Here is a 15,229-nt window from a genome sequence, read left to right as displayed (position 1 = left end):
GGTCCGTGAAGGTCAGGCCGAGGGAGCGGCCGCGGTCAGCATCTGCCCCATCCCGGCGACGACCGACGGCTCCACCTTGTAGTACACCCACGTGCCACGCCGCTCGGAGGTGAGCAGCCCGGCCGCCTTGAGCTTCTTCAGGTGGTGGGAGACGGTCGGCTGGGAGACCCCGACGTCGGAGATGTCGCACACGCACGCCTCACCGCCCTCGTGCGAGGCGACCAGTGAGAACAGCCGAAGCCGCACCGGGTCCCCGAGCGCCTTGAACATCGCGGCGGTCCGTTCGGCCTCCTCGGCCGTCAGCGGGCCCTCGGCGAGCGGCGGGCAGCACGGCACGACACCCTCGGCAACCTCTGGGTCCAGCAGCGGCAACGCCTTGATGTTCGACATGCATCTATGTTGACACATGTCGAACCAGGGAGGCGGGGGGAGGGAAGGGATGTCTCGGCGGAGCGGGCACGGCACGGCCGTCGAAGTTAATTCGATGAATGTCTATGTTGACGCTCATCGATACAGATGCCATGCTGGGCCGCGCAAGCCATCGACAGATGTCGAAACAAGCAAGGAGTCGCCGTGAACGCGCCTGCCCTCACCGAGCTGCCCGTCGTCGTGGTCGGAGCCGGTCCCGCCGGTCTCGCCGCGGCTGCCCACCTCGTCGACCGGGGCGTTGAGCCCCTGGTCCTGGAGACCGGAGCGGCCGCGGGAGCGGCGGTGCGGGAGTGGTCGCACGTGAAGCTGTTCTCCGCCTGGGGCGAGGTGGTCGACCCGATCGCCGAGAAGCTGCTCGCGCCGACCGGTTGGACCAGGCCCGACCCGGCGACGTACCCGTCCGGCGGCGAGTGGGCGGCGCAGTACCTGGAGCCGCTCGCCGGGGTCCTCGGCGCGCGGGTCCGCTTCGGCGCGACCGTGACCGGCGTTTCGCGCAGCGGTCGTGACCGCATCGTCGACGCCGACCGCGAGACGCAGCCCTTCGTCGTGCACGTCGCGCACGCCGACGGCCGCGAGGAGCGGATCTTCGCCCGCGCGGTGATCGACGCGTCCGGCACCTGGACCACGCCCTCCCCGGCCGGTGCCGACGGGCTCCCCGCGCTCGGTGAGAAGGCCGCGGCCGATCGCGTCACCTACCAGGTCCCCGACCTGAAGGACCCCGCCGTGCGGGTCCGTCACGCAGGCAGGCGCACGGCGGTCGTCGGCTCCGGAGCATCGGCCTTCACGGCGCTCGCCTGTCTGGCCGACCTCGCCGAGGCCGACGACGGCTCGGGCACGAAGGCGGTCTGGGTCCTGCGCCGTGGCATCTCAGGGTCCACCTTCGGCGGCGGCTCCGCCGACCAGCTTCCCGCCCGCGGCGCGCTGGGCCTGGCGGCGAAGGCCGCGGTGGACGACGGCCACGCCGACGCGGTCACGGGCTTCCGCACCGAGGCCGTCGAACGCGACGGCAGCGGCCGGCTCGTCCTGGTCGCCGAGGACGGCCGGCGGTTGGAGCCGGTGGACGAGGTGATCGTGCTGACCGGGTTCCGCCCCGACCTGTCCTTCCTGTCCGAGGTCCGCCTCGACCTGGACGAGCGCCTCCAGGCCCCGGTCGAGCTCGCCCCGCTGATCGACCCCAACCAGCACTCGTGCGGCACCGTCTACCCGCACGGTCACCGCGAGCTGTCCCACCCCGAACAGGGCATCTACCTCGTCGGGATGAAGTCCTACGGCCGCGCCCCGACGTTCCTGGCGATGACCGGCTACGAGCAGGTCCGCTCCGTGGCCGCCGCGATCGCGGGCGACCTGGAATCCGCCGACCGCGTCGAACTCACCCTGCCCGAGACCGGCGTGTGCGGCGGCGCCGGGCTGTTCGACGCGCCCGAGGCCGACCAGGACGCGGGAGGCTGCTGCGCGCCCGCGCCCGCCCCCGCACTCGTCCAGATCGGCGCCGTCATGGCCGTCGGGACGGACGGGCAGAGCCGGACCGGGGGCCGCTGCGGCTCGTGACCGATCTCCACGCCCGCGGCGACCGGCCGTTCAGTCACTTGGGCCGGTGTCCGCCCGCCTCCGGCTGCTCCAGGTGGGAGGCGAGGACGGCGGCCTGGACCCGGCGTTGCACGCCCAGCTTGGCCAGCAGGCGGGAGATGTGGTTCTTGACGGTCTTCTCGGACAGGTAGAGCTTCTTGCCGATCTCGCGGTTGGTCAGGCCGTCGCCGATCAGCGCCAGGATGTCCCTCTCCCGTGGTGACAGGCTCGCCAGCTCGGACGGCACGGTGGGGGTCTCCGCCGGGTCGGCCCGCAGGGAGCGCATCAGGCGGGCCGTGGTCGCGGGATCCAGCATCGACTGGCCCGAGGCGACGGTGCGGACCGCCGATACGAGGTCGGAGCCCTTGATCTGCTTGAGGACGTAGCCGGAGGCACCGGCCATGATCGCGTCGAGCAGGGCCTCCTCGTCGTCGAACGAGGTCAGCATCAGACAGGCCAGCTCCGGCATCTGGCTGCGCAGCTCCCGGCAGACCGAGATGCCGTCGCCGTCCGGCAGCCGCACGTCGAGGACGGCGACGTCGGGGCGCAGCGCGGGGCCTCGGGCGAGCGCGTGGTCGACGGTGCCGGCGTCGCCGATCACCGAGATGTCGGGTTCGGAGTCGAGCAGGTCGGCCAGGCCGCGGCGGACGACCTCGTGGTCGTCCAGCAGGAACACCCGGATCGGGCTCTGTTCGCTGAAGGCGCGTGGCTCTGGCATGGTGGCGACCCCTCGTTCCCCGGTGGAGGACAGACCGCGGGCTGTCCCTGATGCCGATCATCACGCGCCCGGGCCGGATGCACTAGGGCCGACCGGCCCCATTCAGGTGGGTAAGCCGCACGCTGCGCTGCCGGGCTCGACGTGTCGGGACGTGCGGCCCCCCGCCCGCTTCCCTGGACGACAACCGTGCCCGCCGGCGCCCGTGCGACAAGACGGGTCAGGGTCCTGCGGCGCGAACGCGAACGCGAGCGACGGAGCTTGACGGCAAGGTCTACCGAGACCGCCAATTGCCTTGGCCGAAGGGGGCATTGGCACTCCTCGGCCACGGGATTCCCTTGAGCCGCATTCCGCGCAGCGCTCACTCTGATCACTGGCTTCCGCTCACCAGGCCGGAAGCGTCGTCAGTGTTCAGGGGAGGACGCCACCCATGCGAAGACACCACGCCTTCTGGGCCGTGGCAGGAGCGGCCGGACTGCTCACGGGCGCGATCACGCCCGCCGCGGCCGGTTCCGGATCGCAGGTCACCGCACCGGAATCCACGCCCGTGCGCAGCGGCGCCGGGACCGGTGCGACGAGTACGCAGACCGTCACCCTCATCACCGGTGACACCGTGTCCCTCAGCGCCGGACCGGACGGCAAGTACGCCGTCGACGTCCGGCGCGGCAAGGGCCGCGAGGCCGCCACCTTCCTGTCCGGCGAGAAGGACGGCGAGGTCAGCGTCCTGCCGTCGGACGCGATCCCGCTCGTGAACGCGGGCCGTCTCGACCCGGCCCTCTTCAACGTCACCCAGCTGGTGAAGCAGGGGTACGCCGACGCGAAGACCGGCGACACCCCGGTGATCGCGACGTACACGAAGGGCAACGCGACCCCCGACGGCGCTCGCCGGATACTCAGGCTGCCCACGATCGACGGCGCCTCGCTCAGCGCCGAGAAGTCGACCGCCTTCTGGACGGACATCGCCCCCGCGCTCGGCACCGAACCGACCACGAAGGCCGCACGGCAGCTCGGCGAGGGGATCGACAAGATCTGGCTCGACGGCAAGGTCGAGGCGTCCCTCGACGTCAGCGTGCCGCAGATCGGCGCGCCCGAGGTGTGGAAGTCCGGCTATGACGGCAAGGACGTCAAGGTCGCCGTCCTGGACACGGGCGTGGACGCCGGTCATCCGGATCTCGCCGGGAAGATCGTCGAGTCGACGAGCTTCGTGCCGGGCCAGGCGGTGCAGGACGGCCACGGTCACGGCACCCATGTGGCGTCCACGATCGTCGGCTCGGGCGCGGCCTCGGACGGCAGGCGCAAGGGTGTGGCGCCGGGCGCGGAGCTGCTGGTCGGCAAGGTGCTCGGCAACGACGGCCGCGGCCAGGACTCCTGGATCATCGCGGGCATGGAGTGGGCGGCGCACTCCGGTGCGAAGATCGTCTCCATGTCCCTGGGCGGCACGGCCTCGGGTCCCTCGGACGTGCTGAGTGAGACCGTCGACGAGCTGTCCGCGTCCACCGGCACCCTCTTCGTGATCGCGGCGGGCAACTCCGGCCCGTCCGAGCAGACCATCGGCACCCCGGGCATCGCCGACTCGGCGCTGACGGTCGGCGCGGTCGACAAGTCCGACAAGCTGGCCTCGTTCTCCAGCCGGGGCCCGCGCATCGGCGACTACGCCGTCAAGCCGGAGATCACCGCACCGGGCGCGGCCATCACCGCGGCCCGCGCGGCCGGCACCAGCATGCCTGGCAGTACGCCGGTCGACGACCACTACACGACGGCGAGCGGTACGTCGATGGCGACCCCGCATGTCGCGGGCGCCGCCGCGCTGGTCGCGCAGGCCCATCCGGACTGGACGGGACAGCAGATCAAGCAGGCGCTGGCGACCACCGCGAAGACGAACACCGTCAACTCCGTGTTCGAGCAGGGCGACGGCCGGGTCGACGCCGTACGGGCCGTCAACCAGGGCGTCTTCGCGACACCGACCCTGAGCTTCGGCACGTACGAGGAGACCGACGCCGAAGTCGACAACAAGGACGTCACCTATACCAACACCACCGACAAAGCAGTGGAGTTGAAGGTTGCCTCGTCCCTCCCCGGTGCCGCCCTGAACGCGGACACCGTGACCGTCCCGGCGAAGGGCACCGCCACCGTCGGGGTGACGGTCGACCCCGCCGAGGAGGCGACGGGCCGGTACACGGGCCACATCACCGCGAGCACCGACGGCGTTCAGGTCACCACCGCCGTCGGCTTCGAGAAGCTGGCGAAGACCTACGACCTGAAGGTGTCGCTGGTGGGCCGGGACGGCAAGCCGTCCACCGGGGCGTCGCTCTTCATGCTCTCGGAACTGAACGGCGCGTATCCGGACACGCACGGGTTCCTCGGCAGCGGCTACACCTTCAAGGTGCCGGCCGGCACGTACAACATGGCGTCCTGGATCTCGCAGCGGGACGCGGCCGGACTGGAGGTCAACACCTCGGTCGTCGGCGATCCGGAGGTCGAGGTCGACAAGAACACCGAGGTCGTCCTCGACGCCCGCACGGCGGTCGAGATCAAGCCGAAGACCAAGGAGGACTCCGAGTTCCAGGGCTTCAGCACCAGCTGGCACCGGGAGGGCCCGGGCAGCGCGTGGGGGCTGACCTACAGCCAGGGCTGGTGGACCGACCACGTCTACGTGGCGCCCACCGAGAAGGTCACCCAGGGCATGTTCGAGTTCTCCTCGAAGTTCCGTCTGTACGCCAAGGAGCTGACGGCGAGCGTCACCAGCCCCGAGAAGTACGCACTGCCCCTCGACTACGCGCAGACGGACACCGGTTTCCCGGTGAAGATCGACGGTGAGCGCACGGTCCGGGCGGTGGACGCGGGCGGCGGTACCACGGCCGACTTCGACGGTCTCGACGTCAAGGGCAAGGTGGCGGTCGTCCGGGTGGGCGCCGGTGAGACGGCGGACGAGGCGCTGGCCAACGCGACCGCTGCCGGGGCCGGTTACGTCCTCGCCTACCACGAGACGCCCGGCTACTGGATCTCCTGGGTGGACAGCGCGTCCATCCCGCTGATGACCGCGACCGGCGAGGACGGCGCGAGGCTCGGCGCCCTGCTCAAGAGCGGGAAGAACGTCAAGCTGAAGCTGAAGGGCACCGCGGTCAGCCCTTACGCGTACAGCGTGATGTTCCCGCAGCCGGGCGCCGTCTCGGCCGACCAGACGTACGACCTGAACGGCTCCAACACGGTGAAACAGACGGTGCGTTACCACGGGGGCCGGGCCGGCCAGATCGGCAAGGACTCCGTGTACCGGTACCGTCCCTGGCAGAGCATCGACATCGCGACCAGCAACAACGTGCAACTCGGCACGGAGCGCACCGAGTACTACAACGTCTCCGACAGCCGGATCTGGCACGCCGTCTTTCCCGACTCGAACGCGACCAAGCCCCAGTGGGATTCCCTGCAGACCTTCGACAAGGCGGGCAAGGTGCCCTCCGAGGACTGGCTGCGTCAGGTCGTGCGCCCGGCGACCAGTGAGCGGTACGGCCTCTCCCAGCGCACGGGAGAAAAACTCACCTTCGCGATACCGGAGTTGAGCGACTCCACGCCGGGGCACTACGGGTCGGTGGACAACGTCCAGGACACCGCCAAGGGCAAGCTGTACGCGGACGGACAGCTGGTCGGCGAGACCAGACTCGGCGGACTCGGCACCTTCGACGTCCCGGCGGCGAAGGCCTCGTACCGCCTCGTGCTCGACGCACGGCGAACGGCCGACTGGGCCGCGTACTCCACCGGCACCCACACCGAGTGGTCCTTCGCCTCGGCACACACGGACCAGCGGACGGCGCTGCCGCTGCTCTCGGTCGACTACGGCGTGGACGGGCTCGACCTCCTCAACCGCGTCGACCGCAAGCACGAGTCGGAGCTCGGACTCTCCGTCCGAGATCAGTCGGGCAGCGTCACGGCCGGTGACCTGAAGGCATGGGTCTCCTACGACGACGGCACGTCCTGGAAGGCGGTGAAGGTGAAACACGGCGAGCTGGAGCTCAAGCACCCGAAGGGCGCCGAGTTCGTGTCGCTGCGCGTGCGGGCCGCCGACAGGGACGGCAACGCGGTCGATCAGACCGTGCTGCGGGCGTTCGGCCTGAAGTAACGGACGCAAGCAGCGGTTTGAAGCAGCGGTCTGACGGAGACGGCCCGACGGGGACGGCCTGACGGAGACGACCCGACGGGGACGGCCTGACGGAGACGACCCGAGGGGAGACGCACCTGAGGCGGCCCGACGGGAGACGCACCGGAGGAGTGACCTGCGTGCACGACCTGAAATGAACCGCACCTCAGTCCGGCACAAACAGCCTTAACAAAGATCGCCTACTGTGCCGAGCCATGGTGAACACGGCGTACGACACGGCAGGGCAGACCCCCGCCGCGAGCCCCTGGGCCGCGGTGGGGGTCTCCGCGTTCGACGAGCTGCTGTACCAGGCCATCCTCAACCAACCCGACGCCGGCGCGGCCGGCTGGGCGTTGCTGACCGGCGTCTCCCCGGCCCGGGTCCGTGAGGCCTGCAACCGGCTGCTCACCCTCGGGCTGCTGCAACCACCGGACTCCATGGGCGGGTTACGGGCCGTCGACCCCCGGGTGGCGATCCGCGCGCTGATCAGACGGCGCGAGACGGAGTCCGAGCTGCTGGCCGCCACCGCCGAGCAGATGACGACCGTGTACGAGGCGGGGCTGCTGCGCGAGCAACCGTCCCGGCTGGTCGAGGTGGCCTCCGGCGAGGGCGCCATCGCAGCACGCCTGGAGGAGATGTACGCGCGCGCGGAGCACGAGGTGTGCCTTTTCGACACACCGCCGTATCTCGCCCCGGCCGATCCGCAGGTGGACCTCCAGGCCGATCTGCTCAGCCGCGGGATCGTCTCCCGTGGGATCTACTCGGCGACCGGCCTGGAGGATCCGAAGGTCCTGTCCCGCGCCTTCAGGATGGTCGAACTCGGCGAGCAGGCCCGGGTGTTGCCGTCCGTGCCGCTCAAGCTGCTGGTGGTCGACGGATGCCGGGCGCTGCTGCCGCTGACCGCCTCCGCGGCCGGCGGCTACTGTGCCGTCGTGGTGTGGCACTCGGCGGTGACCGAGGCCCTGCAGAAGCTCTTCGAACTGGCCTGGCAGCAGGCTGCGCCGCTGGGTCAGGCGGTCGACGACGGTGGGCTCTCCGAGAGCGAGCGGACGTTGACCCGGTTGCTGGCAGCCGGAATGAAGGACGAGGCGGTGGCCCGCCATCTGGGAGTGAGTCTGCGGACCCTGCGGCGGCGGGTGAGCGAGCTGCAGGAGCGGCTGGGTGCGGCGAGCAGATTCCAGCTGGGGATGCGGGCCTCCCAACGGGGCTGGGTGTAGCGGCGATACCGGCCCTGTCCCGGCTGGACCGGCATGTCGGCGGGCCGGCTGCCCGCCTGCCCGCCGAAGACCGTCTGAAGCGCCTCGCGCCGGGGGCCGTCGGCGCGCTCGTCGACGATGGCCGCGGCGTACGCGTCCGTCTGCTCGGCCCGGATGTTGCCGACGAACGAGGGGGAGTGTACGAACCAGGCTGCCTGTCCCGGCGGCCGTTCGTGAGCCCGGCCGGGGGCGGCTCCGGTGGGTCGGCGCCCGGCGGAAGCCACCGCGGCACCGGCGCCCCGGCGGAAGTCGCCGCGGACCGCCCGCCCGTAGTGGACCCCTGCTTCGAGGCGGGTCGGGTCGGCGGGTTATCGTCCCGCTGCTGTTCTCTTTTTCTCACAGGAGCCTCATGCGCCTCAAACAGGTCTCCCTGGTCGCGACCCTCTCGCTCGTGGCCGGTCTGACCACCGTCACCGTCGGCCTGGTCGGCTCCGTGGTGTACGCCGACGACACGGCCGCGCTGCCGCTGTCCGGTTACGCCCACCTGGTGGTCGACACCGGCCACCAGCACGTCTTTGTCAGCCAGGGCGCCGGCTCGACCGGCATCGTGGTGACCGATCTGTCCGGCACCCCGATCACCACCGTTGCGGGGGAGCAGGGCGCCACCGGTCTGGCGCTGTCGCCCGACGGCGGCACGCTGTACGCGGCGCTGGCGGACGGCGGCGCGATCGCCGCGATCGACACCGCGACGCTCACCGAGACCGCCCGCTGGTCCACCGGCGCGGGCAGCTCTCCGGTCTCCGTCGCGGTGGCGGGCGGCCGCGTCTGGTACGGCTACACGGCCGACGGCAAGGGCGGCATCGGCTCGGTCGACCCGTCCGCGCCCGCGCCGGCAGCGATCCCGCAGCCTGCCCTGTCGCAGTGGACGACCGCCCCACTGCTCGCCACCGGCGGCGATGTGCTCGCGGCCGAGGAACCGCGGGGCAACCTCAGTCACGTGGCGACCTTCGGCGTCGCTTCGGGCACAGCGTCGCTCAAGGCGGACACCCTGGTCGTCGGCGGCACGGCAACCGGGCTCGCCGTCACCGGCGACGGCACGCGGGTGCTGCTGGCCGCCCCGCAGCAGCTCGCCCTGCGGGCGTACCGCAGCACGGACCTTGCGGCCGCAGACCCCGCCGCGTACTTCACCGGCGGCTCCGGTTCGGCGCCCGGCTCGGTGGTCGTCGACACCGACGGCACGGTCGCCGTCGCCGGCACCTCCGGCGTTTACCTCTACGCCGGCACGAACAACCTCGCCGAGAACCACCTCACCCTGCCGTCCGGCACGGTCGCCCCGGACGGTCTGGAGTGGGGCGCCGACGGCACGACCCTCTACGCCGTCACCAAGGACGCCTCGGGCGCCTACACCCTGAACGTGCTGGGCGCCCCGAAGCTGACGGACAGCGAACTCGCCCTGCGGCACCCGCAGTACGCGGTGCCGACCGAGCGGTACACGGTCAGTGGCTCGCTGAGCACCCGCGGCCTCCTGCCGGCCGGCGCCGCGCTGAAGGTCACCCGCGACGGCACCGCCCTGACCGACACCACACTCGGCGCGGACGGCACGTTCACGTTCACCGACCTCCGGCAGGACGAGGGCGCATACACCTACCAGGTGGCGTACGCCGGTGACGCCACCCACCGTCCCGCGGCGGCCTCACTGACCGTGAACGTGGCGAAGCTGCCGACCGATGTCGTGGGCACCGACATCACCTCGGCGAACCCCGGCTCGGTCGTCCTCACCGGCCGCCTCATGGCCCAGCTGGGCCTGGGCACCTTCCCGCAGGGCACCACCGTCCAGGTGGCCCGGCGCGACGAGAGCACCCAGCAGACCGTGCCGCTGGGATCCGTGCCCGTGGACCCGGCCACCCTCCGGTTCACCGTCACCGACGCCCCGGGCGTCGCCGGCCCGTTCATGTACGTCTTCACGTACGCCGGGGACGCCACCCACCAGCCGTCCGAGAGCGGCATGAGCATCGTGGTCGCCCCGTACGCCCCGGCGCTGACGCTGAGCGCCCCGGCGACCGCCGTCAGAGGGGCGGTCCTGTCCTTCGGCGGCAAGCTCGGCGACGGCCCGTACGCCGCCGGCCGGACGGTCACCGTCGCCCGCAAGGACGCCGCCCACAGCACCCCGGTGACCTCGACCGTGCCGGTGGCAGCCGACGGCACCATCACGGTGAAGGACACCCCCGACACCGGCGGCGCCAACACCTATACGGTCACCTACCCGGGTGACGCCTCCCACAAGGCGGCCACCGCGGTCGCCACCGTCCAGGTGTCCCGCGCGGCGACCGCCCTGACCGTCACCAGCAGCGCGCCCTCGTACGCGTACGGCGCGACGGCCACCGTCACCGCGCACCTGGGCACCACATACAACGGCCGCACGGTGTCGATCCACGCCACGCCCTACGGCGGGGCGAAGACCCTGGTCACGACGGGCACCGTGGACGCCTACGGCAACCTGAGGACCACCTACAAGGTCACCCGCAACACCACCTTCACCGCGACCTTCGCGGGCGACCACCGCTACGCCCCCGCGACGGCCACCCGCGCCGTCAACGGCTACGTGAAGATCGCGACGGCGCTCGGCGGCTACTACACGAGCACCACGTACAGCGGGAGCACCTACCGCGTCTTCCACAAGACGGTGAAACCCACGGTGACCGCGACCGTCACGCCCAGCAAAGCCGGCCAGTGCGAGCGCTTCGAGGTCCAGCGGTACTACAGCGCCGCCTGGCACACGCTCACCACATCGGGCTGCTACGCCCTGTCGTCGACGAGCGGCGCGAAGGCGCAGCTCAGCCTCACCAACCCGCTCAACCAGAAGTTCCGCGTCCGCGCCAAGTACGAGCGCTCCACGAAGGATCTCAGCAGCGTGAGCACATGGGGCGGCTGGCTCTACTTCGTGGTGCGCACCTGAAAGCACCTCTGCCAGACCGAGGCTGACGGCGGAGGCGAGGACGCTTCCGTCGTCAGCAGGCGCTCGCGGCGTCCACACTCGTGTGCCTCAGGGGGCACGCCCAGTAAAAGGGGACCCGTCGATGCCCGCATCCACGGCTACCTGGCGCGCGTACCGTGAGGCGGCATCGGAGTTGCCTGGGCCCGAAGGCATCCTCGACGTATGGCTGTCGAGGGAATCACTGCGGTGTCGGCTGCGGCAGCGGCAGCTCTGGGCATTCCGACCGGACGAGTCCCTGGAGATCGACCGATTCTGCTTCAGCCCTGGTGTCCTGGCTGAAGTGTGGCAACACCCTGACCGCCACCCGGGGCCCCGTGGACGAAGCCGGTCTCGCGGCGCGGTCGACCACACTGGTTGGGGGCACGGAGGATCCGGTGCTCAGCGGCGCCGCGGTGAGCGGATTCATGATCAGATCGGCGGAGTCGTCGGCGTCGCCGCCCTGGGAGCCGTCCTCACCAGCCGCCTGGCCGCCACGTTGGCCGGATCGCTTGATCGGCTCGGCGTTCCCCTGGAACCCGCCACGTCATCGCGGACTCGGTCGCCGGCACGGGGGAGCAGACGGAACCCAGGCCCTGCCGGCACTCGTCCATGACGCCGTGAACACCGCCTCCATCGAAGGGCTCCAACTGGCACTGCGCTGCGGTGGCGCGGCCATGGCCGCCGCAGCTGTGCTCGTGGCCGTTCGCCACCAGCGTGGACACGGTACGTAAGTGGAGTGGCCGTTTCGCGCTTCTCGGGCGGCCCGGGCTCGATGACGCGCGTGCCGCTGTCGATCCAGCCCCGTCCCGTTCGACATCCTGGTGGAGGACGCATCGCCCTATGGGGATGCGACAGGACCTGATGAGGGAACTCATGGATCAGCTGCTGCGAGTGCAGAACTTCACGATCTCCAGCGATGGTGTCGCCGCCGGCGAGGACCAGAGTCTGGAGCGGCCTTTCGGCCACCACATCGATCCGGGAAAGCTCTTCGCCTGGGCCGGCGCCACGGCGAGCTGGCCCAACCGCGCCGAGCCCGGAGGAAGCCGGGGCCTGGACGACTACTTCACCCGGGACTTCAGCCACAACATCGGCGCCGAGATCATGGGCCGCAACAAGTTCGGACCCCAGCGCGGGCCGTGGAACGACCACGAATGGCGCGGCTGGTGGGGTGACGAGCCGCCCTTCCACACGCCGGTGTTCGTCCTGACCCACCACAAGCGTCCGTCCTTCACGCTCGGCGACACCACGTTCCATTTCGTGGACGGCGACCCCGCCACGGTTCTGGCGCAGGCGCAGGAAGCCGCGCAGGGCAGGGACGTCCGGCTCGGCGGTGGCGTGAGCACCGTCCGGGAGTTCCTCGACGCCGACCTCGTCGACACCCTCCATGTGGCCGTCGCCCCGGTGCAACTCGGATCCGGGCTACGCCTGTGGGACTCGCCCGACGAGCTGCTGGACCGGTTCCACCTGGAGGTCGTGCCCAGCCCGAGCGGTGTGACGCACCACCTCTTCTGGCGCAGGTGACACAAGACACGACCCGGGACCGCAATACGGCCGACGCGAGCGTTCCCAGCGACCACCGGCCGACAGCGTGGCGACTGTGCCGGTGGTGCAACGCGCCCGGAACGTCGGGGTGGTGCCGCGGGGTAAGCCGGGGATGTCGAGCTGAGTGTCGGGGCGGCGGCGCCAGCCGCAATCGGCTTCCGTCTGCCGCTGCCGCACGGCGGTGATCTTCGCATCGATGCGGGCCGGCCACAGGGCGTGCCACACCCGCAGCGTCTCCGGGCGGGGCAGGTCCTCTGGAAGGTCATCGGGCCGGGTGTTCGCGCTTCGTGCTTGAGCCCTCCCGCGTTCAGGTCAGGACGCGGGAGGCACGGCGCGGTTGAGAGGATCCAGGTCTGCGTGGAGGGCGGCGTGGAGTGCGGCCGCGAGTTCGCGGGCTCGTTCTTCGCTCGACACGCCGTGCATCATGAAGTAGATCGGTCCCGCATACGCGTCCGCACCGATTTCGCGGGTGTGGACCATGCGGATGATCGCGGCCCGGACGGCTTCGTTCACGGTGTCGTCGACGAAGTGTCCGGGGCCCGCGGTGAGTGTGTCCGCCTTCACGGTCCACCGCGGACCGTCGGATTCGATGGCGACGAACACGGCTTGGTGCGCCATGGCCTGTCTGTAAGCCTTGTGAAAAGCATCGGTGCCGGAGGCGTCCGGGATGAGAGGGGCGGGGCAGGGAACCGGCAGCGGCTGCATGAGCAGATTGTGCAAGAGGTCGGGAACGTTCACGCTTGTCGACACTCAAAGATCGCCCGTCGGCGGGAGGGCGCGGAACTCCGTGACCGCTTCCGCCACTGCCCGCTGTCGCCCTCGCCGCCGGAGCCCTCGTCTCCATGGCGGCGCTGCCCGCGACCGCGGCCGACCGCGCCTGCCCCCCCACCATCCCGAGGTGGAGATCTCGACCGGAGGGGTGTTCCCCGTGCCGGGGGCCGCTGCTGTCGCCTTCGGGTACGAACTCCTGCTGCTCCGTAGCGGTCATGACGGTGGGTCGAAGCGATAGCGCAGACAATGCAGGCCGCTGGACTGGACCGTGCCGTCCGCCTGGGCGCCCAGGCGGCGCAGTACCGCGATCGAGGCCGTGTTGCCGGGCAGGACGAACGCGAAGACGACAGGGAGCGAGAGGGGGCCGAACGCCAGGTCCAGGCAGGCACGGCCCGCCTCGCCGGCGACCCCGCGGCCCTGTGCCCGTGGGTGCAGGGCGAAACCGAGGTCGACTCCGTACTCGTCCCGATGGCGCAGCCCGACCCGGCCGAGGAACGCCCACGTGGCGGCATCTCGGACCGCGAAGTCGCCGTATCCGTGTCTGGCCCAGTGGGCGACGTGGTCGTCGCACATGGTCTCGGCCGCGGATCGGCTGTCGGCGCGTCCGGTCGCCAGCCAGCGCATGACGCTGTCCTGGCTGACCACAGCCTCGAAGAGGTCGTCGCTGTCCTCGCGGCGGATCGGCTCCATCACAAGCCTCTGAGTACGCAGAACGGGTCCGTCCAACCGGGCCACTCGGCAACTCCCCTCACTCAAGGAAGGATCGAAGGAGCATATCCGGCGACGAGGATGCCATCGCCCTGCGCGACCTGCTGAGGGACCCCGCCTGCACCGTCGCGAGGATCGCCGCCCTGCTGCGCGGCTGGCCCGGAGTCACCTGAAATCCTCAGCCGGGTACGGGGCTTGCGGCGTCCTGCGCAGTCGCCGTCCCCGCGCTGACCACGAGCAGCAGGACCCCGAGGGTGGCCGATCCGCTCGAGGTGTCCGGCAACTCGGACGATCCGGAGTGGCTGGAGCGGCCGCAGCACTACGACCGTGGCAAGACCGCAGCCCGCTTCGGTGGTCGGCTGAGCCGACTCGAGGGCGACTTCGCAGCTCGCCGCACGGATGAGCAGGACACCCAGGGATCCAGCGAGTACGGACGCGTCGTCGGGTCGGCTGGAGGTGTGTTGCGCGTCGGCGGGGCCTCCGCGCACGCCGTGCCCCGGAGCGGCCTGAGCACCTTTCATTCCCGGCCTCGGCAACGAGCAGGCCGAGACCGCACAGGAGCACTACGAGGGGGTGGCGGCATGCTCCCGCAGGAAGGCTCCGGCATGAGCGGCGGCCTCTTCCTTCGTCGCGTACCAGGTGCCGTCGGCGGCGGCACCGCGCGTTTCGTCCGCCCCTTCGCCCGCCCAGGCCCAGCCGCCGGACGATGAGTCCCGCACCAGTTCGGCTGTGCCGCCGAAGAGTTCGAGCGTCGCACCGCCCTGCGCCGCCACGGCAGCGGGGCGGGGAACCGCGTCGGGCCACTTCTTGCGCGCGCCCTGGCGGGTCATGCCCCAGACCGCTCCCAGCTGCTCGTAGGTCGCGCCGTAGGAGCCGGCTGTCGCCGCCGCGATCGCCGTCAGCTGCTTGACCTCTGTATCCACCGCCTTCCAGGCGGCGAGGACGGACAGCGTCACATCAACCGGGTCCGCCTCCCACATGCGGGCCGTGGTCAGTCCTGACTGGCGGGAGCGAATGGCTGCCGCGAGTGGGTTGAGGGCCTCGCCAAGGGCCTTGCCCAGCTCGGCCCGCTCTTCCGGGGTGATCTCAATCGAAGCCATGCGACAACTATAGTTACCGACGCCCGTCTCGACAACTTTAGTTCCGGCCCGTGTCGGACGACGGCACCACACCGAGGCCGATGAAGTGGCCTGCCG

10 protein-coding genes and 2 pseudogenes are annotated in these 15,229 nt (G+C 70.9%); 6 read left to right on the top strand and 6 right to left on the bottom strand.

Annotation, left to right across the window (positions count from 1 at the left end; translation table 11 throughout):
* Window positions 1-12: 12 nt before the first annotated feature.
* Window positions 13-390, bottom strand: a complete 378-nt coding sequence (locus ABT070_RS07720; RefSeq protein ID WP_351756190.1) for an ArsR/SmtB family transcription factor — start codon at window positions 388-390, stop codon at window positions 13-15.
* A gap of 183 nt (window positions 391-573) precedes the next feature.
* On the opposite strand from ABT070_RS07720, the gene ABT070_RS07715 reads away from it, so the two are divergent.
* Window positions 574-1,977: an NAD(P)-binding domain-containing protein gene (locus tag ABT070_RS07715; RefSeq protein WP_351756188.1), complete on the top strand. Its 1,404-nt coding sequence runs from the start codon at window positions 574-576 to the stop codon at window positions 1,975-1,977.
* 34 nt (window positions 1,978-2,011) lie between these two features.
* Here ABT070_RS07715 and ABT070_RS07710 read toward each other — a convergent pair whose 3' ends face one another.
* Window positions 2,012-2,713 (bottom strand): response regulator, encoded by a 702-nt coding sequence (locus ABT070_RS07710; protein ID WP_351756185.1) that lies wholly within the window; start codon window positions 2,711-2,713, stop codon window positions 2,012-2,014.
* Between the two features lie 427 nt (window positions 2,714-3,140).
* On the opposite strand from ABT070_RS07710, the gene ABT070_RS07705 reads away from it, so the two are divergent.
* A complete protein-coding gene (locus tag ABT070_RS07705; RefSeq protein ID WP_351756182.1) occupies window positions 3,141-6,824 on the top strand; it encodes a S8 family peptidase in 3,684 nt (1,227 codons plus the stop codon).
* A 233-nt stretch (window positions 6,825-7,057) separates the two neighbouring features.
* Complete coding sequence (locus ABT070_RS07700) at window positions 7,058-8,059, top strand: LuxR C-terminal-related transcriptional regulator (protein WP_351756179.1); 1,002 nt, start codon at window positions 7,058-7,060, stop codon at window positions 8,057-8,059.
* A gap of 47 nt (window positions 8,060-8,106) precedes the next feature.
* On the opposite strand, the pseudogene ABT070_RS07695 reads toward ABT070_RS07700, so the two are convergent.
* Window positions 8,107-8,322, bottom strand: a pseudogene (locus ABT070_RS07695) (DUF1326 domain-containing protein); the annotation flags it as partial.
* A gap of 125 nt (window positions 8,323-8,447) precedes the next feature.
* Between ABT070_RS07695 and ABT070_RS07690 the strand changes: the two are divergent.
* Both ABT070_RS07690 and ABT070_RS07685 read left to right on the top strand, forming a co-directional pair.
* Window positions 8,448-10,994 (top strand): hypothetical protein, encoded by a 2,547-nt coding sequence (locus tag ABT070_RS07690; protein WP_351756177.1) that lies wholly within the window; start codon window positions 8,448-8,450, stop codon window positions 10,992-10,994.
* Window positions 10,995-11,885: 891 nt separating this feature from the next.
* Entirely contained in the window at window positions 11,886-12,533 is a 648-nt protein-coding gene (locus tag ABT070_RS07685; protein ID WP_351756174.1) for a dihydrofolate reductase family protein, read from the top strand.
* A 333-nt stretch (window positions 12,534-12,866) separates the two neighbouring features.
* Here the strand turns inward: ABT070_RS07685 and ABT070_RS07680 are convergent, their stop codons facing one another.
* Window positions 12,867-13,292, bottom strand: a complete 426-nt coding sequence (locus tag ABT070_RS07680) for a hypothetical protein (RefSeq protein WP_351756171.1) — start codon at window positions 13,290-13,292, stop codon at window positions 12,867-12,869.
* Between the two features lie 246 nt (window positions 13,293-13,538).
* Window positions 13,539-14,015, bottom strand: a complete 477-nt coding sequence (locus tag ABT070_RS07675; RefSeq protein WP_351757316.1) for a GNAT family N-acetyltransferase — start codon at window positions 14,013-14,015, stop codon at window positions 13,539-13,541.
* A 95-nt stretch (window positions 14,016-14,110) separates the two neighbouring features.
* On the opposite strand from ABT070_RS07675, the pseudogene ABT070_RS07670 reads away from it, so the two are divergent.
* Window positions 14,111-14,206 (top strand): annotated as a pseudogene (locus tag ABT070_RS07670) (fic family toxin-antitoxin system, toxin component); the annotation flags it as partial.
* Window positions 14,207-14,596: 390 nt separating this feature from the next.
* On the opposite strand, the gene ABT070_RS07665 reads toward ABT070_RS07670, so the two are convergent.
* Window positions 14,597-15,133 (bottom strand): hypothetical protein, encoded by a 537-nt coding sequence (locus ABT070_RS07665; protein WP_351756168.1) that lies wholly within the window; start codon window positions 15,131-15,133, stop codon window positions 14,597-14,599.
* Window positions 15,134-15,229: the final 96 nt, after the last annotated feature.

The organism is Streptomyces sp. NPDC002884 (assembly GCF_040295245.1).
Taxonomy (GTDB): domain Bacteria; phylum Actinomycetota; class Actinomycetes; order Streptomycetales; family Streptomycetaceae; genus Streptomyces.
The sequence above is the reverse complement of the archived record's forward strand: the minus strand, read 5'-3'. Positions and strand labels throughout refer to the sequence as shown.